General features: G+C 72.2%; 19 protein-coding genes and 1 other RNA gene. 10 read left to right on the top strand and 10 right to left on the bottom strand.

Annotation, left to right across the window (positions count from 1 at the left end):
* Window positions 1-16 precede the first annotated feature (16 nt).
* From accC to G407_RS0111705, 5 genes are all read right to left on the bottom strand, one after another.
* Window positions 17-1,375 carry an acetyl-CoA carboxylase biotin carboxylase subunit gene (accC, locus tag G407_RS0111725; RefSeq protein WP_029030955.1) on the bottom strand — a complete coding sequence of 453 codons (1,359 nt, stop codon included), beginning with the start codon at window positions 1,373-1,375 and terminating at the stop codon, window positions 17-19.
* An 11-nt stretch (window positions 1,376-1,386) separates the two neighbouring features.
* Window positions 1,387-1,869, bottom strand: a complete 483-nt coding sequence (accB, locus tag G407_RS0111720) for an acetyl-CoA carboxylase biotin carboxyl carrier protein (protein WP_029030954.1) — start codon at window positions 1,867-1,869, stop codon at window positions 1,387-1,389.
* Between the two features lie 18 nt (window positions 1,870-1,887).
* Entirely contained in the window at window positions 1,888-2,349 is a 462-nt protein-coding gene (gene aroQ, locus G407_RS27245) for a type II 3-dehydroquinate dehydratase (protein ID WP_043539588.1), read from the bottom strand.
* A gap of 129 nt (window positions 2,350-2,478) precedes the next feature.
* Window positions 2,479-3,294, bottom strand: a complete 816-nt coding sequence (locus G407_RS0111710) for a DsbA family protein (RefSeq protein ID WP_052341268.1) — start codon at window positions 3,292-3,294, stop codon at window positions 2,479-2,481.
* Between the two features lie 32 nt (window positions 3,295-3,326).
* Window positions 3,327-4,754, bottom strand: a complete 1,428-nt coding sequence (locus G407_RS0111705; protein WP_052341267.1) for a M48 family metalloprotease — start codon at window positions 4,752-4,754, stop codon at window positions 3,327-3,329.
* A 231-nt stretch (window positions 4,755-4,985) separates the two neighbouring features.
* On the opposite strand from G407_RS0111705, the gene G407_RS0111700 reads away from it, so the two are divergent.
* The 10 genes from G407_RS0111700 to nudC all read left to right on the top strand — a co-directional run bounded on the left by G407_RS0111700 (window position 4,986) and on the right by nudC (window position 13,047).
* Complete coding sequence (locus G407_RS0111700; protein WP_084327477.1) at window positions 4,986-6,224, top strand: pyridoxal phosphate-dependent aminotransferase; 1,239 nt, start codon at window positions 4,986-4,988, stop codon at window positions 6,222-6,224.
* 80 nt (window positions 6,225-6,304) lie between these two features.
* Window positions 6,305-7,036 (top strand): phosphatidylserine decarboxylase, encoded by a 732-nt coding sequence (locus G407_RS0111695; RefSeq protein ID WP_280742261.1) that lies wholly within the window; start codon window positions 6,305-6,307, stop codon window positions 7,034-7,036.
* 32 nt (window positions 7,037-7,068) lie between these two features.
* The gene (locus tag G407_RS0111690; protein WP_029030949.1) at window positions 7,069-7,950 is read left to right on the top strand and encodes a CDP-alcohol phosphatidyltransferase family protein; all 882 of its coding nucleotides are present in this window, start codon (window positions 7,069-7,071) and stop codon (window positions 7,948-7,950) included.
* Between the two features lie 169 nt (window positions 7,951-8,119).
* The gene (locus G407_RS0111685) at window positions 8,120-8,767 is read left to right on the top strand and encodes a Maf-like protein (RefSeq protein ID WP_245259078.1); all 648 of its coding nucleotides are present in this window, start codon (window positions 8,120-8,122) and stop codon (window positions 8,765-8,767) included.
* A 55-nt stretch (window positions 8,768-8,822) separates the two neighbouring features.
* Window positions 8,823-8,993 (top strand): DNA gyrase inhibitor YacG, encoded by a 171-nt coding sequence (locus G407_RS0111680; RefSeq protein ID WP_029030947.1) that lies wholly within the window; start codon window positions 8,823-8,825, stop codon window positions 8,991-8,993.
* Window positions 8,994-9,065: 72 nt separating this feature from the next.
* A complete protein-coding gene (locus G407_RS0111675) occupies window positions 9,066-9,299 on the top strand; it encodes a type II toxin-antitoxin system ParD family antitoxin (protein WP_029030946.1) in 234 nt (77 codons plus the stop codon).
* A gap of 177 nt (window positions 9,300-9,476) precedes the next feature.
* An RNA gene (gene ffs, locus G407_RS31070) (signal recognition particle sRNA small type) lies at window positions 9,477-9,573 on the top strand.
* A 53-nt stretch (window positions 9,574-9,626) separates the two neighbouring features.
* Entirely contained in the window at window positions 9,627-11,612 is a 1,986-nt protein-coding gene (locus tag G407_RS0111670) for a DNA polymerase III subunit gamma/tau (protein WP_029030945.1), read from the top strand.
* 61 nt (window positions 11,613-11,673) lie between these two features.
* On the top strand, window positions 11,674-12,108 hold the full coding sequence (locus G407_RS0111665) for an HIT domain-containing protein (RefSeq protein ID WP_029030944.1): 435 nt from the start codon (window positions 11,674-11,676) through the stop codon (window positions 12,106-12,108).
* 27 nt (window positions 12,109-12,135) lie between these two features.
* On the top strand, window positions 12,136-13,047 hold the full coding sequence (nudC, locus tag G407_RS0111660) for an NAD(+) diphosphatase (RefSeq protein ID WP_029030943.1): 912 nt from the start codon (window positions 12,136-12,138) through the stop codon (window positions 13,045-13,047).
* A gap of 25 nt (window positions 13,048-13,072) precedes the next feature.
* Here the strand turns inward: nudC and hisN are convergent, their stop codons facing one another.
* The 5 genes from hisN to G407_RS27240 form a co-directional block, all read right to left on the bottom strand.
* Window positions 13,073-13,900: a histidinol-phosphatase gene (hisN, locus tag G407_RS0111655; protein ID WP_029030942.1), complete on the bottom strand. Its 828-nt coding sequence runs from the start codon at window positions 13,898-13,900 to the stop codon at window positions 13,073-13,075.
* 401 nt (window positions 13,901-14,301) lie between these two features.
* A complete protein-coding gene (minE, locus tag G407_RS0111650; protein ID WP_029030941.1) occupies window positions 14,302-14,577 on the bottom strand; it encodes a cell division topological specificity factor MinE in 276 nt (91 codons plus the stop codon).
* Window positions 14,574-15,389: a septum site-determining protein MinD gene (gene minD / locus G407_RS0111645; RefSeq protein ID WP_029030940.1), complete on the bottom strand. Its 816-nt coding sequence runs from the start codon at window positions 15,387-15,389 to the stop codon at window positions 14,574-14,576. Before minD ends, minE begins: the two co-directional genes overlap by 4 nt.
* A gap of 44 nt (window positions 15,390-15,433) precedes the next feature.
* A complete protein-coding gene (gene minC, locus G407_RS0111640) occupies window positions 15,434-16,345 on the bottom strand; it encodes a septum site-determining protein MinC (protein ID WP_084327476.1) in 912 nt (303 codons plus the stop codon).
* Window positions 16,346-16,653: 308 nt separating this feature from the next.
* Window positions 16,654-18,348 (bottom strand): alpha-amylase family glycosyl hydrolase, encoded by a 1,695-nt coding sequence (locus tag G407_RS27240; RefSeq protein ID WP_052341266.1) that lies wholly within the window; start codon window positions 18,346-18,348, stop codon window positions 16,654-16,656.
* Between the last annotated feature and the right edge of the window lie 16 nt (window positions 18,349-18,364).

Here is an 18,364-nt window from a genome sequence, read left to right as displayed (position 1 = left end):
CGCGCGTGCCCCCAGGTCACCGGCCCTCGTCCAGGCCCCCGGTCTTCAGGAAGTGCTCGAGCCAGTGGATATCGTAGAGCCCGTTCTGGATATCTTGGTTGCGAACCAGCGTCCTGAAAAGAGGCAGCGTGGTATCGACGCCGTCCACGACGAACTCGTCGAGCGCGCGACGAAGCCGCATCAGGCACTCGTTGCGCGTCCGGCCGTGCACGATCAGCTTGCCGACGAGGGAATCGTAGTGCGGCGGAATGCGGTAGCCCTGGTAGGCCGCCGAGTCGACCCGCACGCCGAGCCCGCCGGGAGGGTGGAAATAGGTGATCGTCCCCGGCGAGGGCCGGAAGGTGGCCGGGTGCTCGGCGTTGATGCGGCATTCCACCGCATGTCCCTCGAAGCGCACGTCCTCCTGGCGCAGCGACAGCGACGCGCCGGCCGCGATGCGGATCTGCTCGTTCACGAGGTCGATCCCGGTGATCATCTCCGTGACGGGATGCTCCACCTGGATGCGGGTGTTCATCTCGATGAAGTAGAATTCCCCGTTCTCGTACAGGAACTCCACCGTCCCGGCACCCTCGTACTGGAGGTCCTGCATCGCCTTGGCGACGATGCCGCCGATGCGTGCGCGCTCGGACGCGTCGAGCGCCGGCGAGGGCCCCTCCTCCCAGACCTTCTGGTGGCGCCGCTGCAGCGAGCAGTCGCGCTCGCCCAGATGAATGGCGTTGCCGCGCCCGTCGCCGAGCACCTGGATCTCGATGTGCCGCGGCTTCTCGAGGTACTTCTCGATGTAGACCGCGTCGTCGCCGAAGGCGGCCTTGGCCTCGGTGCGGGCGGTGACGAAGGCGTGGACGAGCTCGCCCTCGTCGCGCGCCACCTTCATGCCGCGCCCGCCGCCGCCGGCGGCGGCCTTGATCAGGACCGGATAGCCGATCTCGCCGGCGACGCGCCGCGCCGTGTCCTCGTCGTCGACGCCGCCCTCGGAGCCCGGCACGCAGGGGATGCCGAGGCGCTTGGCGGTGCGCTTGGCCTCGATCTTGTCACCCATGATGCGGATGTGCTCGGCCTTGGGGCCGATGAAGGCGATCTTGTGGTCCGCCAGCACCTCGGCGAAGCGGGCGTTCTCCGACAGGAAGCCGTAGCCCGGGTGGATCGCGTCGGCGCCGGTGATCTCGCAGGCCGAGATCAGCGCGGGGATGTTGAGGTAGCTGTCGCGGGCGGGGGGCGGGCCGATGCAGACGCTCTCGTCGGCGAGGCGCACGTGCATGGCGTCGGTGTCGGCGGTGGAATGGACCGCGACGGTCGCGATGCCGAGCTCCTTCGCGGCGCGCAGGATGCGCAGCGCGATCTCGCCCCGGTTCGCGATGAGGATCTTGTCGAACATGCGCTCCGCCGTCACTCGATGATCATCAGCGGCTCGCCGAACTCGACCGGCTGCCCGTCCTCGAAGAGGACCTCGGTAACGGTGCCGGAGCGCGGGGCGACGATGTCGTTGAAGGTCTTCATCGCCTCGATCAGCAGGACCCGCTGGCCCGCCTCGACCCGCGTGCCGACCTCGACGAAGGGCTTCGCCTCGGGCGAGGGGCGGCGGTAGGCGGTGCCGACCATCGGCGAGGTGACGGCACCCGGATGCTCGCGCGCCGACGGCTTGGCGGGCGGGGCGACCATGGCGGCGGCGGGTGCGGGCGCCGCGGCGGCCGCGGGCACCGGCGCGGGCGAGTGATGGGGCGCGGCGACGCTCACCACCTGCGCGGGCTGGCGCGCGACGCGGATGCGCAGGTCGCCCTTCTCGACCTCGATCTCGGTCAGGTCCGTCTCGGAGATGAGCCCGGCGAGCTCGCGCACGAGCTCGGGATCGAAGGGGCTGTTCCTGGCCATGGGTGTCGTATGCTCCTGCTACTGTCTGGCGGGCGCGCCTGCGACCCGGCGCATCGCGGAGAGGCAGGCGTCGAAGCCGAGGAGATAGCTCTCGGCCCCGAAGCCGGCGATCACGCCGAGACAGACCGGCGCGATCAGCGAGCGATGGCGGAAGCTCTCGCGGGCGTGCACGTTCGAGAGATGCACCTCGACCACGCGCGCGCCCGATCCGGCGATGGCGTCGCGCAGCGCGATGGAGGTGTGCGTGTAGGCGCCGGCGTTGAGGACGACGCCCGCACCCGCGAGCCCCGCCTCCTGCACCGCCGTGACGAGGGCGCCTTCCTCGTTCGACTGGAGGAAGACGAGCGCCACCCCCTCCGCCTCGGCTCGCGCGCGCAGGTCGGCCTCGATGTCGGCGAGCGTCGCGCGGCCGTACACGTCCGGCTCGCGCCGGCCGAGCAGGTTCAGGTTGGGGCCGTTGAGGACGTGGATCGCGATCATGCCTGGCGCCGAACGGGACGGCGGGCACGCGCGAGGGCGCGCACCCGACGCGCCCTCATAGCGGGAAGGCGCGTGCGACGAAAGGGGGAAGCGCGGTCTCGCGTCGCAGCCGGCCGCCGTCCCGCCGCCTCAGCAGCTCACCGCCCCGCAGTCCCGCGCGTTCGCCACGGCTTCCGTCAGCCGCGCCTCGCCGATCGCGCCGACGAGGACGCCGTCGCCGACGACCCACCCCGGCGTGCCGGTGATGCCGACCGCATTGGCGAGATCGAGGTTCGTGGTGATCACGTCGGCGACGCGCGGGCCGTTCAGCTCCTGCTGGATGCGAGCGAGGTCGAGGCCGAGCTCCTCGGCCACCTGCCGGGCACGCGCACCGTCCACCTGGCCGCGGGTCGAGAGCAGATCCATGTGGAAGCGCAGCGCCTGCTCGGGCGTCATCTGCGCGGCGGCGGCGACGCCGATCTGGGCCGCCTCGAGCGAGGGCGCGCCGAGGATGGGGAAGTCCTTGAGGACCACACGCAGGTTCGGGTCCTTCTCGATCATCGCCATCACGTCGGACATCGCGCGCCGGCAGGGGCCGCAATTGTAGTCGAAGAACTCGACGAGCGTGACGTCGCCCTCCGGGTTGCCGATGACGACGTCGTGCGGCGCGCGGAAGATGTCGTCGCCGCGCTCGGCCACGGCGGAGCGCTGGCGGGCCTCCTGCTCGGCGGCTTGGCGACGCTCGAGCTCGGCGAAGACGTCGAGCATGACCTCCGGGTTCTCGAGCAGGTACTCGCGCACGATCGTGCCGATGGCCTCGCGCTCGCCCTCCGAGAAGGTCGCGTCCTGCGCCGTGGCGGGCGCCGAGGCGGGTGCGAGGGCGAGCACGGAAGCGGCGACGAGCGCGACCGCGACGAGGCCGGCGAGCGCGACGCGGCGCAGCGGCGAGGCGAGGAAGGAGGTCATGCGGTGGGCGTCCTGTGTGTCTGGAAGGCGGATCAGCGGCGGTTCTCGGGAACGAACTCGTAGATGTCCTTGGCACGGCGCCAGGCGGGCGAGCCCTCCACCAGGCTGCGCATGGCGCGGAAGGCCTGCGTCTGGCCGTTCACGACGTCGCCCGCGGCCATGTAGTACTCCGCGGTGGCGAGCTCCGCGAGGCCGATCTGGCCGGTGCGGCCATAGGCCATGGCGAGGTGCCGGTAGGGCTCGGGCGCCTCCGGCTCGGCGCGGGTGGCGCGCTCGAGCTGGCGCACGGCCTCCTCCAGGCTCGCGCCGTCGCCGCGCGCGATCAGCGCCTGGCCGTAGAGGACGCGGATCGTCGGCGCACCGTCGGATTGCTGGACCGCCCGGCGCAGCGACTCCGCCGCCTCCTGCGGGCGCGCGCTCTCGAGCAGCAGCTGGCCACGCAGCTCCTGGAAATAGGCGTTGCCCGGCTCCTCGCGGATGAGGCTGTCGACGAGCTCGATCGCCTCCCGGGAGCGGCCGGTGCGATGCATGACGACGGCGCGGGCGTAGCGCGAGGGGGCGGACGTGTCGTGGGGCGGGTAGCGGCGCAGCACGCTCTCGGGGCTGTCGACGAAGCCGAACAGCTTGGCGCGGGCGAGGTCGTGGCGCCGCTGCAGCGCCGGCGGGTCGCGCCTGTCGCGATGGGGGCTGTCCGCCGCGAGCCGCTCGAGCTGCGAGATGCGCTCGGCCGGGAGCGGATGGCTCATCAGGTAGGGGTCGAGCGCGCTCGACCGGAACAGGCCCGAATCGGCGAAGCGGCGGAAGGTGGTGATCATCCCCACGGGCGACTGGCCCGTCGCCTCGAGGTAGCGCACGGCGGCGACGTCCGCCGCCTGCTCCTCCGAACGCTGGTAGGAGAGGAGGTTGCGCCGAACCATCTCCTGCGAGCCCGAGAAGATGCCCGCGGCGCCCAGCCCCGGATTGCCGACGTTGGAGCCGCCGGAGACCGCGCCCGCCATGGCGCCGGCGCCGAGCATCATGCCGACGATCGAGAGGATCTGCGCGCTGGCGACCTCCTGGCGCAGCCGCGCCAGGTGGCCGCCGGCGATATGGCCGGTCTCGTGGGCGATGACGCCGATGATCTCGTTGGGCGTCTCCGCCTGCATCAGCGCGCCGATGTTGATGAAGATCCGGCGCCCGTCCGCGACGAAGGCGTTGAAGCTGGTGTCGTTGATCAGCACGATGCGCGTCGCGTCGGCGCTGATGCCGGCCGCGCGGAAGATCGGGCGGGCGTAATCGGTGAGGAGCCGCTCGATCTCCGCGTCGCGCACGATGGCGAGGCTGCGCCCCTGGGCCTGCGCCTGCGCCATCGGACCGAGCGCGAGAACGCCGGCGAGGAGGCCGGCGAGGGCTGCACGAACGCCACGGACGAGGCCCGGGGCGGACGGGAAGGCGTTGGAGAGGCGCGGCAGAATCGTCATCGTCGTACCCGGTGGGCGTCCCCGACGACCGAAGCCCGTGTCCCCCGGCGGGCACTGCGGCCGATTACCGCGCGGGGATCACGAACGCCGATCGCGGCCGCGGCTTGCGACCTCGGGGACCGTACGGGTACAGGCTAGCGCCGAACATGGTCAAATCACGGTTTCGTCGGCCGCTGCGACGAAATCGTCTCGGTCGCCCGTCGTCGGGGCCCGGCCACGATGGGAGACACGATGCAGGACGGACCGTTCGCTTTCGCACGCGCCCGTGCTTCCGAGCGCGCCCACGCCTCCGAGCCCGGCCGCCCCCTCGCCCCCGCGATCGCCGCGCGCGCCGAGGCGGTGGCCCCCTTCCTCGCACTCGACGTGCTGGCCCGGGCCGCGGCGAAGGAGCGCGCGGGGGCGGACATCGTGCACATGGAGGTCGGCCAGCCCTCGGCCCCCGCGCCGCGGCCCGCGCGCGAGGCGGCGAAGGCGGCGATCGACGCAGGCCGCGTCGGCTACACCGAGGCGCTGGGCATCGCGCCCTTGCGCGAGCGCATCGCCCGGCACTACCGCGAGACCTACGGCGTCGCCGTCCCGGCGGAGCGAATCGTGGTGACGACGGGCTCCTCGGCGGGCTTCGTGCTCGCCTTCCTGGCGATGCTGGAGCCCGGCGACCGCGTCGCCATCACCGCGCCCGGCTACCCTGCCTATCGCAACACCCTCGTCGCGCTCGGCGCCGAGCCCGCGACGATCCCGCTCGCGCGCGCCTCGGGCTGGGTCATGACCGGCGCCGCGCTCGAGGCCGCCCATGCCGAGCGCCCGCTCGCGGCCGCCCTCGCCATGAGCCCGGCGAACCCGTCGGGCACGATGATGGACGAGGCGACCCTCGCCGAGGTCGCGCGGGTGTGCCGCGCGCGGGGGATGTGGCTCGTCTCCGACGAGATCTACCATGGGCTCACCTACGGCGCGCCGGCGCCCACCGCCCTGCGCTTCGATCCCGACGCGGTGATCGTCAACTCCTTCTCGAAGTACTATTGCATGACCGGCTGGCGGGTCGGCTGGCTCGTCGTGCCCGAGCGCCTCGCCCGGGCCGTCGAGCGGCTGGCGCAGAGCCTCTACATCTGCGCGCCCTACCTCTCCCAGGTCGCCGCGCTCGCCGCCTTCGATGCCACCGAGGAGCTCGAGGCGGTGAAGGCCGGCTACGCCCGGACCCGGGCCATGCTGCTCGACGAGCTCCCCCGCATCGGCCTCGACACGCTCCACCCGGCGGACGGCGCCTTCTACGTCTACGCCGACGTGTCGCGTTTCACCGACGACTCGCTCGCCTTCTGCGGCCGCCTCCTCGACGAGGTCGGCGTCGCGGCGACGCCGGGCGTCGACTTCGACCCGATCGAGGGCGCGCACTGGCTGCGCCTGTCCTTCGCGGGCTCGTTCGAGGAGTGCCGGGAGGGGGTGCGACGCCTGGGCGGGCTTCTCGCGCGGGGGTGAGGACGTCCCGTCGGCCGCTCGCCGCGGGAGCCTCCGCGCGCGCGGGGAGTTGACCCCGGGCGCGCGATCCCGCATGCGCTCTGGACGTCCCTCGCGCAGAGTCAGCCAAAACGATGTCCCTCGCCGAATCCGTCCGCAAGGTCTTCGTGCCGATCCACAAGGAAGGCTACCCGTTCATCGCCATCGCGGCGGGCGCGTCGATCGCGCTCGGCTTCCTGTGGGAGCCGCTGTTCTGGGTCGGCCTCCTGATCACGGCCTGGGTCTGCTACTTCTTCCGCGACCCGCCGCGCACGACGCCGGTGCGCGAGGGCCTGGTGATCTCCCCCGCGGACGGGCGCGTCAGCCTGATCACGACGGCGATCCCCCCGCACGATCTCGACCTGCCGCGCGAGCCGATGACGCGCATCTCCATCTTCATGAACGTGTTCAACTGCCACGTGAACCGGGCTCCGGTCTCGGGCCGGATCGTGCAGCAGGTCTATTCCAAGGGCCTGTTCCTCAACGCCGAGCTCGACAAGGCGAGCGAGGACAACGAGCGCAACTCCCTCGTCATCGACGCGAACGGCACCGAGATCGCGGTGGTGCAGATCGCGGGCCTGGTGGCGCGGCGCATCGTCTCCTTCGTGCGCGAGGGCGAGGAGATCGAGGCGGGGGACCGCTTCGGGCTGATCCGCTTCGGCTCCCGGCTGGACGTCTACCTGCCCCTCTCCGCCCGGCCGCTCGTCGGGTTCGGGCAGAACGCCATCGCCGGCGAGACCGTGCTCGCGGACCTGCGCTCGCAGGAGCCGCCGCGGCGCTTCCGCGCCGGCTGAACCGCGGCCGCGCCGCAGCCGTTGACCGACCCATGAGTGATTTCTTCGCCCCCTTCGCCCCCGACCCGAACGAGCCGCGCCGCCGCCGCTTCAAGCCGGTGCCGTTCCGCGTCATCGCGCCCAACCTGATCACGCTGCTCGCCCTGTGCCTGGGCCTGACGGCGATCCGGCTCGGCTACGAGGGCCGGCTCGAGCTCGCGGTCTACGCGATCCTGGTCGCCGCCGTGCTCGACGCGATCGACGGGCGGGTGGCGCGGCTGCTGAAGGGCACCTCGCGCTTCGGGGCGGAGCTCGATTCGCTCTCGGATTTCGTCAACTTCGGCGTCGCGCCGGCGCTGATCCTGTTCGCCTTCACCCTCGACGACGTGGGCGGCGTCGGCTGGGCGGCGGCGCTCGTCTTCGCCATCGCCTCGTGCCTGCGGCTCGCGCGCTTCAATGCGGCGCTGGACAACCCGCACAAGCCCGAGTGGCAGAAGAACTACTTCGTCGGCATGCCCGCGCCGGCCGGAGCGCTGGCGGCGCTCCTGCCGATCTACCTGTATTTCCTGGGCATCCCCACGAACAGCGAGGTCCTGGCGCCGTTCAACCTGGCCTACGTCGTCGCCATCGGCTTCATGATGGTCTCGACGGTGCCGACCTATTCCGGCAAGACGCTGGGCAAGCAGGTCCCGCGCGAGCGGGTGCTGCCGCTGTTCGTCGGCGCCGTGGCTCTGGTGGCGCTCGTCGTCTCCTTCCCGTTCGCCATGCTGGCGATCGCCGTGCTCGTCTATCTCGCGACCATCCCCGTTGGCATCCAGCGCTATCGCAAGCTCGCCAAGGCGCACGCGGAGGCGCACGCGGCGAGCCAGGCCGCGGCGCCGGCGCCGCTGCCGGAGGCCAGCGACGAGCCCGACGATCGGCCGGCGGGGCCCTGAGCCCGTTCACAAGCGTGCCCAGGCCGGCTAGAGCATCATCCCACCGAGTGGAAACCGGCTGGATCAGATGATGCTCCACAAAGAAGCTTGGAGCGTAACCCGACCTGACCCCATCGGGTCGGGTTACGCTCCAGAGCCCGCCCGCCCGGCCTGAGGAGGATGAAGCCCCGTGTCCCTGTTCGGATCGCGCGAGAGCGAATGGCGCCCCAAGCTCGTGCTCGCCTCCGCCTCGCCGCGGCGTCTCCAGCTGCTCCAGCAGATCGGCCTCGATCCCGACGCGCTGCTCCCGGCCGACGTCGACGAGACGCCGCTCAAGCTCGAGAAGCCCCGCGACCTCGCCAGGCGGCTGGCCGCCGAGAAGGCGCGCGGCGCGCTGCGCGTCGCCCGCGCGGACGAGGCGCTGAAGGGCGCCTACCTCGTCTCGGCGGACACGGTGGTGGCGGTGGGCCGGCGCATCCTGCCCAAGGCCGAGATCGTCGACGAGGCCGCCGGCTGCCTGCGCCTGCTCTCGGGGCGGCAGCACCGGGTCTATACCGGCGTGTGCGTGGTGACCCCCAAGGACGGCTTCCGCGAGCGCGTGGTCGAGACGCGGGTGCGCTTCAAGCGCCTGTCGCAGGACGAGATCGAGTCCTACCTCGCCTCGGGCGAATGGCGCGGCAAGGCCGGCGGCTACGCCATCCAGGGCTTGGCCGGCGCCTTCGTCACGAACCTCGTGGGGTCCTATCCCGCCGTGGTGGGGCTCCCCGTCCACGAGACCGCGGCGCTGCTCGAGGGCGAGGGCTACCCCGTGCGGCTGTCGTGGCTGAACGCGGCCTGAGACCGCGAAGGAGGCGGCCTTGCCCGCGAAGAAGAAGACCGACGACCTCGTCCCGATGGAGGGCAGCATCTGCCCGATCTGCGGCAACACCACGATCGTGCGCTACCGCCCGTTCTGCTCCAAGCGCTGCGCCGACATCGACCTCCAGCGCTGGTTCACCGGCGCCTACGCCGTGCCGGTGGTGGAGGAGGACAAGTCGGCGGACGGGGAGGACGAGGAGGGGTGAGGAACTCCCACTCCTCGGCGTCGTTGACAATCCTTGCCAATTACACCGATGATCGGCCGGTGGAGGTGTGCCATGGCGACGATGAACGTGTCTCTTCCCGAGGCGATGAAGGAGTGGGTCGAGGCGCAGGCCGAGACCGGCCGCTACGCCAATTCCAGCGACTATGTGCGCGACCTCATTCGCCGCGATCAGGAGCGACGCGAGAAGCTCGCCGCATTCCAGGCGCTCGTGACGGAAGGGCTGGAGAGCGGGTTCAGCGATCGATCGATCGACGACATGATCGCTGAAGCCTTGAAGTCGCCCTGAGTCGTGACGCCGAGCCGTGGCCTGGCGTCTCACGAAGAGGACTGGGCCGCCGATCCGGCCTGACGCTTAGCGCGAGAGAGCGGCGCGTCGCAGCTGTCGCTGGGCTCGTCCACACCCATCGTCAGCCCGCTGCCATCGCGCTTGCATCCCCCCGCCGCCCGGTCCATATGTGGCTCCGGGAGGTTGGCGAGGGACGTCTCACTCGCCAACTGGGTCAGGTCCGGAAGGAAGCAGCCCTAACGAGACCGAACGGGTTCTCGTCCAGCCTCCCACCCTTTTCTCCTCGCGCGGCCCCATCGTCTCGCGCCAGTCCCCGCCAGCGCCGCGATGACCGACGAGACGCAGACGCTTCCGCCCTCCGCCGACGAGCCCGCCTTCCCCGGGCTGGCGCCGGTGGCGACCGCCTCCGCCGCGCTCGCGCCCTATCGCGTGCTGGCCCGCAAGTACCGCCCGCGCTCCTTCGACGACCTGATCGGCCAGGACGCGATGGTGCGCACGCTCTCCAACGCCTTCGCCACCGGGCGCATCCCGCAGGCCTGGATGCTCACCGGCGTGCGCGGGGTGGGCAAGACCACGACGGCGCGCATCCTCGCGCGCGGCCTCAACTACGAGCGCGAGGACGGCACGGGCGGCCCGACCATCGACCTCGCCGCGCCCGGGCGCCATTGCGAGGCGATCGTCGAGGGCCGCCACATCGACGTGCTGGAGATCGACGCGGCCTCCAACAACGGCGTCGAGAACATCCGCCAGATCTCGGACGCGGTGCGCTACGCGCCGGTGTCGGCCCGCTACAAGGTCTACATCGTCGACGAGGTGCACATGCTCTCGAACGCGGCCTTCAACGCGTTCCTGAAGACGCTGGAGGAGCCGCCGCCGCACGCGAAGTTCGTCTTCGCGACGACCGAGATCCACAAGGTCCCCGTCACCATCCTCTCGCGCTGCCAGCGCTTCGATTTGAAGCGCGTGCCGGGCGACCTGCTGGTCGCGCATCTGGCGAAGATCTGCGGCAAGGAGGGCGTCGAGGCGGCGCCCGAGGCGCTCACCGCCATCGCCCGCGCCGCCGAGGGCTCGGTGCGCGATTCGCTCTCGCTGCTCGACCAGGCGATCGCCCACGGGGCGGGGATGGTCTCGGCGGAGACCGTTCGCGACATGCTCGGCCTCGCCGACCGCGCGCGCATCATCGACCTGTTCGAGGCGGTGATGAAGGGCGACGTCGCGAGCGCCTTCGCCGCCCTGAAGGAGCAGTACGACAGCGGTGCCGACCCCGCGATGGTGCTCCAGGAGCTCGCCGGCTTCACCCACCTGACGACGCGCATGAAGCTCGTGCCGCAGGCGGACCAGGACCCGACGCTCTCGCAGGAGGAGCGGACCCGTGCGGCGGACTACGCGCGCACGCTCTCGGTGCGGGTGCTGTCGCGGGCCTGGCAGATCCTGCTCAAGGCGATTCCCGAGGTCGCGCAGGCGCCGCGGCCGATGCCGGCGGCCGAGATGGCGCTGGTGCGCCTCGCCTACGCCGCCGACCTGCCGACGCCCGACGAGGCGCTGCGGATGCTCAAGGACGGCGCGGGCGCGATCACCGCCGGCGGCGGCGCGCCCGCCCGGTCGCGGCCCGCCGAGAGCCGCGGGGACGGTTCCGGCCCGGATGCGCGCGCCTACGCCGAGACGCCGCCGGGCGTGCCCGTGGACCTGCCCGTGGACGTGCCCGTGGACGTGCCCGTGGACGTGCCCGCCGCCGCCGCGTCGGGAGGCGGGCGCGCCGCGCTGCCGCCGGCCAAGGCGCTGCTCGCCGCCGTGCCGTCGACGCCGCGCCCCGAGGCCGCGCCGGCCGCATCCGCCGCGCCGGCGCAGACGGCACCGTCGGTGAAGCTCGCCCGCTTCGAGGACCTCGTCGCCTTCGTGGGCGAGCGCCGCGACATCGGGCTCAAGCGCGCGCTCGAATGCGACGTGCGCCTCGTCCATTACGAGGACGGGCGGCTCGAGTTCGCGCTCGCCGATTCGGGGCGGCGCGACCTCCCCAACGAGATCTCGCGCAAGCTCGCCGAGCTCACCGGCCGGCGCTGGATGGTGGCGCTCTCCCGAGAGGAGGGCGCGCCGCCGCTCGCCGAGGTGGCGGCGCAGGCCGCCCGCGAGCGCCGGCGCGACGCGCAGAACCATCCGCTCGTCCAGAGCGTGCTGGCCCGCTTCCCCGGCGCGCAGATCGTCGACGTGCGCGAGCGCGTGCTCGCGGAGGACGAGGCGGTCGCGGCGGGCGGCGGCGGCATCTCGGAGGCGGCGGAACCGATGGAGCCGCCGGCGGAGGACGAGGAGCTCTGAGGATGGTCCGAGCTGCGCGCCCCGTAGCCGACGGCCCCGCCGCGCTCTATCCTCGCCCGTCATGAGCACCCCCGCCCCGCCCCCGACCGCCTTCGCCCTGGACCGGCGCCTCGACGCCGACACGCTCCCCGTCGGCGATCTCGCCCTCTCCAGCGTCCACCTGATGGACGACGCACGCTTCCCCTGGCTGATCCTGGTGCCGCGTAGGCCGGGGCTCGTCGAGATCACCGACCTCGACGAGGCCGACGCGCAGGCGCTGATGGCGGAGATCCGCGTCGCCTCGCGGGTGCTGCTCGAGGTCGCCCGCCCCGACAAGGTCAACGTCGGGGCGCTCGGCAACATCGTTTCCCAGCTGCACGTCCACGTGCTCGCGCGGTTCGCGTCCGATCCCGCCTGGCCCGGCCCCGCCTGGGGCCACGGGGCGCGCATCCCCTACCCGCCGCATGCGGCCCCGGCGCTGCTCGAGCGCCTGCGCGCGGCTTTCGCAGCCGCCTGACCCGCCGCCGCACCGGAGAGATCCCCCATGTCCGATACCAACCCGGCGCTCGGCTTCGCGACGAACGGCCTCGTGCGCCACACGAGCGAGCACGGCGACGCGGCGCTCGCGCGGCACGCCGGCGACCCGCAGGCGCTGACCGTGCTGTTCGCCGGGGACACGCCGCTGCTGCGGCGGGAGGGCGATGCGCTCGGCGCGCTGCATCCGCAGGCGACGCTCGACGGGATCGAGACCACCGTTCGGGTCTATCTCGGCACCCTCGACGGACGCCCCGTCCTCGCGACCGCCGTGCCGGCGGACGCGCTGGACCCGCTCGCCGCGCGCCCCGGCGTCGAGCCGCACGACCTGCGCGGGCTGGCGACGCGGGGCCTGGTGCCCGAGCGCGAGATCGGCCTCCTCGCGCAGTCGCGCTCGCTCGTTTCGTGGCATCTGCGACACGGCTTCTGTGCCAATTGCGGCGCGCCGACGCGGCTGTCCGCCTCCGGCTACCGCCGCGACTGCGACGCCTGCGGCGCCCAGCACTTCCCGCGCACGGACCCCGTCGTGATCATGCTGATCACCCGGGGCGACCGCTGCCTGCTCGGCCGCCAGGCACGCTTTCCCGCCGGCAATTACTCCTGCCTCGCCGGCTTTCTCGAGCCGGGCGAGACGGTGGAGGACGCGGTGCGCCGCGAGACCTTCGAGGAGGCGGGCGTGCGGGTGGGCGCCGTGTCCTACGCGCTCTCCCAGCCTTGGCCCTTCCCCTCCTCGCTGATGCTCGGCTGCGTCGGCGAGGCGCTCGGCGATGCGCTGGCGATCGACCGCGACGAGCTCGAGGACGCGCGCTGGTTCACCCGCGACGAGGTGCGGCTGATGCTCGCGAACACGCATCCCGACGGCCTGCGCGTGCCGCCACCGGTCGCGATCGCGCACCACCTCGTGCGGCTGTTCGTCGCCTGACGCACGTCGCGGCGCCGTCGCGGGCTCACCCCGCGAGCAGCCGCAGCACCTCCTCGTGGACCCGCTTGTCGCCGGACGCCACGATCGCGCCGCCACCGGCCGGGTCTCCCCCGTCCCAGCGCGTGACGACGCCGCCGGCGCCCTCGACGATCGGGATCAGCGCCACGATGTCGTAGACCTGGAGCCCGGCCTCGATCACGAGATCGACATGGCCGGCGGCGAGCATGCAATAGGCGTAGCAGTCGAAGCCGAAGCGCACGTTGCGCGCCGCCGCCTCGACCCGCTCGAACGCCTCGCGCTCGGCGCCGGGCGCGAACAGCCGAGGGCTCGTCGAGGACAGCGTCGCCTCCGCGAGGCTGGCGCAGCGGCGCGTGCGCAGCCGTCGCTCGCCCGTCTCCAGACCTCTCCCCGAGCCACTGCCCGAACCCGGGATCGGGCCGCGATAGGTCGCCTTGCCGCCGTCGCCGAAGAAGCGCTCGCCGGTGAAGGGCTGGTGCATCAGGCCGTAGCAGGGCCGGCCGTTGCGGGTCAGCCCGATCAGCGTCCCCCAGGTCGGCAGGCCGGAAATGAAGGCGCGGGTGCCGTCGATCGGGTCGAGCACCCAGACGTACTCGGCGTCCTCCCCTTCCGCCCCGTATTCCTCGCCGACGATGCCGTGGCCGGGAAAGGCGCGCTTGATCAGGTGGCGCATGGCCGATTCGCCCGCCTTGTCCGCCTCCGTCACCGGATCGAAGCGGCCGTCGCGCCCGCCCTTGTCGGAGGCGGCCATCGCCGTGCGGAAGAAGGGCAGGATCGCCTTGCCCGAGGCCGTGGCGAGATCGTCGACGAAGCTTGCGAAATCGAACAGGGCCATGCCGCCGCACCTTGCGTGAGGAAACCGCGCCCTCAATCTCACGACGGGCCCGCCGGGACAAGCCGGAGGTGCCGCTCGGGTCGCACCCCGGCGCACCACGCAACACGGGCGAGCGGTTGTTGCCGCGCCATGCATTCAGTGCATGGCAGCACGTGTCCGTGACGGGGCCGTCCGCCGATTCCGGGGCTTGCGTTTTGTGCGGCGCAATGTATCTTTTGCAGTGCGGTAGGGCATGGCGTTGCCCTCCCGCATGCCCTCCTTGGGCGTTTCCTCCCTAGACTTAGGGCCGCTCTCCGGAGCGGCCCCTTTTTTTGTCCCGGCCCGGGCGCCTCGTCCTGAATGGTCGCGCGCGCCGCGGGCCGTGGGAAGACCGCCATTGGTCGGAGGCGGGAGGCGACCGGTCAGGCCACCTTGGCCGCCTTCGTGCCCGCCGGGATCTCGGGCAGCTCGATGTCCACCTCGAGCAGGGACATCGACTCGCCGCGGTCCATCTTGACCCGCACCTTGTCGCGCTCGACCGGCACGTGCTTGGCGATCACGGCCAGGATTTCCTCGCGCAGCACGGCGACGAGATCGGAATTGCCGATCACGGACCGCTCGTGGGCGAGCAGGACCTGGAGCCGCTCGCGCGCCACCGGCGCGGACGAGCGACGCGTGAACAGGTTGAGCAGGTTCATGCGGCCCTCCTTCCGAAGAGCTTGCCGAGAAAGCCCTTCTTCTCGCTGGGTACCACCACCGGCAGGATCGCCCCCTCGAGCCGCCGCGCCGCGTCGAAATAGGCGCGGGCGGGCGTCGAGCCCGGCTCGCAGAGAGTCACGGGGCTGCCGAGGTTCGACGCGCGCAGGACGTCCTGGCTCTCGGGGATGATGCCAAGCAAGGGGATCGAGAGGATCTCGAGGACGTCGTCGACCTTGAGCATGTCGCCGCGCTCCGCCCGGATCGGGTCGTAGCGCGTGAGCAGCAGGTGCTTCTCCATCCGCTCGCCGGCCTCGGCCTTCAGCGTCTTCGAGTCGAGGAGCCCGATGATGCGGTCCGAATCGCGCACCGAGGACACTTCCGGATTCGTCACCACGATCGCCGCATCGGCGTGGCGCATGGCGAGCGTCGCCCCGCGCTCGATGCCGGCGGGGCTGTCGCAGATCACCCAGTCGAACTTCTCGCGCAGCTCGTCCATCACGCGCGCGACCCCCTCGGCGGTGAGGTTGTCCTTGTCGCGCGTCTGCGAGGCCGGGAGCAGGTGGAGCGTGTCGCACCGCTTGTCCCGTATCAGCGCCTGGGCGAGCTTCGCGTCGCCCTGCACCACGTTGATCAGATCGTAGACCACGCGCCGTTCGGCGCCCATCACTAGGTCGAGATTGCGCAAGCCGACGTCGAAGTCGACGACGACGACGCTCTTGCCCTGCGAAGCCAGAGCGGCCCCGAGCGCTGCGGTCGAGGTCGTCTTGCCGACGCCTCCCTTACCCGATGTCACGACGAGAACCTTGGCCATCGCCACCACCTCCGTTGTCACCCCCGCGTCGTCGGCGTCTTTCGTCAGCCGATCGCCGCAATCTTCATGGCGTCGCCCTCGAGCCAGACCTGTGCCGGCTGGCCGCGCTGCGATGCCCCGATGTCCTCGGCCGTCTTGTAGAGGCCGTCGATCGCCACGAGCTCGGCTTCGAGCCTGCGGCAGAAGATGCGCGCGCGCGGGTCGCCGGTCGCGCCCGCGAGCGCCCGGCCGCGCAGCGCGCCGTAGATGTGGATCGACCCGCCGGCGACCACCTCCGCCCCGGAGGCGACGGAGCCGAGCACGGTGACGTCGCCTTCGGTGAAGACGATCGACTGGCCCGAGCGGACCGGCTGGTCGATGATCAGGGAGGGCACGGCCTGCGGCGCCTGCGCGTCGGGGACGGTGGCGCCCGAGACCGCCGCGACCGCGTCGGCGGCGGCCTTCGCCGCGGCCTCGGCGGCGGCGACGGCGGGCGCCGCGCCGCTGGCGGCGGACGTCGCGCTCTCGGCGGCCGCCTGCGCGGCGGCCCGCGCCGTGGCGGCGCGCTCCGCCTCGGCCGCGGGATCGATGTCGTTCGCCGGGCGGCCGCCCCGCATCTCCGGCGGCAGGCCGGGGCCGAGCTGCGAGGGCTTGGCGTTCTCCACGCCCATGATGCGCACGCCTCGCTCGCCGAGCTTCTCGACGAGCTCCGCGAGCCCGTCGCGGTTCACCGCGAGATCCTTCAGGTCGAGCACGATCGGTCGCCCGAGGAAGAAGCCCGCCGACTTCTCCGCCAGCGCATCGAGCCGCGCCAGCCAGTCGTCGAACGGCAGCTCGGGCGCGAGCACCAGCGCGACGAAGGATCGGCCGCGGAAGCGGATGGGGGCCGGGGCCGACGAGGGAGCGGTTGCGGGCCCGGCGGTCTCGGGCTCGCCGGTCTCGGGCTCGGGGGCGCGCTTGGCTGAGAGTGCGTTCATGGCTCGGGCGGGCTGGAGGAATCCTGACGCGCTCGATTTGGGCGGGATAGGGTTAACGGTGGGTTAATCCCGCGGCGGAGCGGGCAAGTTTTGCCGGGGGAGCGTCGCGACATGCGACCCTCGTCGGGCGCGCGGAGCCCGATGTCACGCAGGGTTGCTTCCCGGTCGGGTAGCCCGCAGAGGCCGCCGCACGCATCGCCTGCGCGTTCCGGATGCGGCCACGTGACGACCGGATCGCACGCGCGGAGGACGCGCGCGATCGCACGGCGCCACGCCGGCGGGGCGGCGGGGCGCGAGGGCGGCCGACCTTATCGGCCCCGCAGCGTCGCGAACATCCCGTCGTACGCCCCCAGCGCCAGCACCCCGCCCTCGCGGATCTCTCCCCCGAAGCCCGGCCCGTCGACGACCTCCCAGGCGTCCCGCTCGTCCTCCGGCAGGCGCCAGGTGAAGGGGCGGTCGGAGAGGTTGAAGGCGCACAGCAGGCGCGCGCCGTTCGCCGCGCGCTCGTAGACGACGAGGGGTTCCGGCGCCTCCTCGAGCAGGCGCTGGGTGCCGCCGCGCAGGGCGGGCTGGCCGCGGCGCCAGGCGAGGATGCGGCGGTAGGCGTTCAGCACGCTGCCGGGGTCCGCCTCCTGCCGGTCGACCGCGAGGGCGCGGTGGTCCTCGCAGAGCGGCAGCCAGGGCTTCTCCTCGCTGAAGCCGCCGTAGCGCGCGTCCGCCTCCCAGGGCATCGGCGTGCGGCAGCCGTCGCGGCCCTTGAAGTCGGGGTAGAGGTGCAGGCCCCAGGGGTCGCGCAGGTCGTCGTAGCCGATCTCGGCCTCGGTGAGGCCGAGCTCCTCGCCCTGGAAGACCAGCGCGCCGCCCTTCTGGGTCGCCATGATCGCGCACATCGCCGCGGCGAAGGCGCGCCCGAAGCCCTGCCTGGCGGGACGCAGGCCCCAGTTGCTCATCAGCCGCGTGGAATCCTGGTTGCCGGCGACCGTCATGATGGTCGCGTCGGGCCGCGTGGCGGTCTCGCGGATCTGCCGGCGCAGGACGCCGACGTCGAGGTCGGAGTTGATCAGGTCGAAATGATAGGCGGCGTGCAGGCGCCCGGGCGCCGTCGCATCCGCGCAGAAGGGGATCGAATCGACGTCGGACGCCTCGCCGAGCAGGAAGCGGTCCTCGCCGTAGCGGTCGGCGAGCTCCCGCATGCGCTCGAACAGCCGCATCGAGGCCGGAAGCCCGCGGTCGAACAGGTGCTCCTGCTGGCGAAAGGGGTTGTTGGGCCCGCCGCCGACGAGGATCGAGGGGCCGGTGGAGGCGATCGGCGGGTTGTCGCGCAAATCCGGGTCGCTGAGCAGGCACTGCACGGCGTCGAGGCGGATGCCGTCGATCCCCCGGTCGAGCCAGAACGCCATCTCCCCGAGGATCGCCTCGACGACCTCGGGATTGTGCAGGTCGAGGTTCGGCTGGCAGTCGAGGAAGGCGTGGTAGCGGTACTGGCTGCGCCGCGGCTCCCAGTCCCAGGCGCTGCCGCCGAAGGAGGAGAGCCAGTTCGTCGGCGGCGCCCCGTCCCGCCGCGCGTCCGCCCAGACGTACCAGTCCGCCTTGGGGTTGTCGCGCGAGGATCGGCTCTCGCGGAACCAGGGATGCTCCTCGGAGGTGTGGCAGGGCGTGAAGTCGACGATCGTGCGCAGGCCCCTCTCGCGGGCGGCGAGCACGAGCCGGTCGAGATCGGCGATCTCGCCGAAGGTCGGGTCGACGGAGCGGAAGTCGCTGATGTCGTAGCCGAAATCCTTCATCGGCGACTTGTAGAACGGCGACAGCCACACGGCGTCGACCCCGAGCGCCGCGATGTAGTCGAGCTTCTCGGTCACCCCGTTCAGGTCGCCGATCCCGTCGCCGTTCGTGTCGCGGAAGCTGCGCAGGTAGAGCTGGTAGACGACGGCGCTCGCCCACCAGGGGGGCGAGGCGACGGCGTCGTGTCCGCGGGATCTCGTCTTCGTCCTGGTCTCGCTCATCGTTCTCTTTCGTCCG

Source organism: Salinarimonas rosea DSM 21201 (genome assembly GCF_000429045.1).
In the GTDB taxonomy this organism is placed as follows: Bacteria; Pseudomonadota; Alphaproteobacteria; order Rhizobiales; family Beijerinckiaceae; genus Salinarimonas; species Salinarimonas rosea.
Note: the sequence above shows the minus strand (reverse complement) of the source record. Positions and strands in the feature narration are given on the sequence as shown.

Coding starts and splice junctions, on each gene's coding strand:
- accC (WP_029030955.1), bottom strand. CDS start 1,375: ATGTTCGACAAGATCCTCATCGCGAACCGGGGCGAGATCGCGCTGCGC.
- accB (WP_029030954.1), bottom strand. CDS start 1,869: ATGGCCAGGAACAGCCCCTTCGATCCCGAGCTCGTGCGCGAGCTCGCC.
- aroQ (WP_043539588.1), bottom strand. CDS start 2,349: ATGATCGCGATCCACGTCCTCAACGGCCCCAACCTGAACCTGCTCGGC.
- G407_RS0111710 (WP_052341268.1), bottom strand. CDS start 3,294: ATGACCTCCTTCCTCGCCTCGCCGCTGCGCCGCGTCGCGCTCGCCGGC.
- G407_RS0111705 (WP_052341267.1), bottom strand. CDS start 4,754: ATGACGATTCTGCCGCGCCTCTCCAACGCCTTCCCGTCCGCCCCGGGC.
- G407_RS0111700 (WP_084327477.1), top strand. CDS start 4,986: ATGCAGGACGGACCGTTCGCTTTCGCACGCGCCCGTGCTTCCGAGCGC.
- G407_RS0111690 (WP_029030949.1), top strand. CDS start 7,069: ATGAGTGATTTCTTCGCCCCCTTCGCCCCCGACCCGAACGAGCCGCGC.
- G407_RS0111680 (WP_029030947.1), top strand. CDS start 8,823: ATGGAGGGCAGCATCTGCCCGATCTGCGGCAACACCACGATCGTGCGC.
- G407_RS0111675 (WP_029030946.1), top strand. CDS start 9,066: ATGGCGACGATGAACGTGTCTCTTCCCGAGGCGATGAAGGAGTGGGTC.
- G407_RS0111670 (WP_029030945.1), top strand. CDS start 9,627: ATGACCGACGAGACGCAGACGCTTCCGCCCTCCGCCGACGAGCCCGCC.
- G407_RS0111665 (WP_029030944.1), top strand. CDS start 11,674: ATGAGCACCCCCGCCCCGCCCCCGACCGCCTTCGCCCTGGACCGGCGC.
- nudC (WP_029030943.1), top strand. CDS start 12,136: ATGTCCGATACCAACCCGGCGCTCGGCTTCGCGACGAACGGCCTCGTG.
- hisN (WP_029030942.1), bottom strand. CDS start 13,900: ATGGCCCTGTTCGATTTCGCAAGCTTCGTCGACGATCTCGCCACGGCC.
- minE (WP_029030941.1), bottom strand. CDS start 14,577: ATGAACCTGCTCAACCTGTTCACGCGTCGCTCGTCCGCGCCGGTGGCG.
- minD (WP_029030940.1), bottom strand. CDS start 15,389: ATGGCCAAGGTTCTCGTCGTGACATCGGGTAAGGGAGGCGTCGGCAAG.
- minC (WP_084327476.1), bottom strand. CDS start 16,345: ATGAACGCACTCTCAGCCAAGCGCGCCCCCGAGCCCGAGACCGGCGAG.
- G407_RS27240 (WP_052341266.1), bottom strand. CDS start 18,348: ATGAGCGAGACCAGGACGAAGACGAGATCCCGCGGACACGACGCCGTC.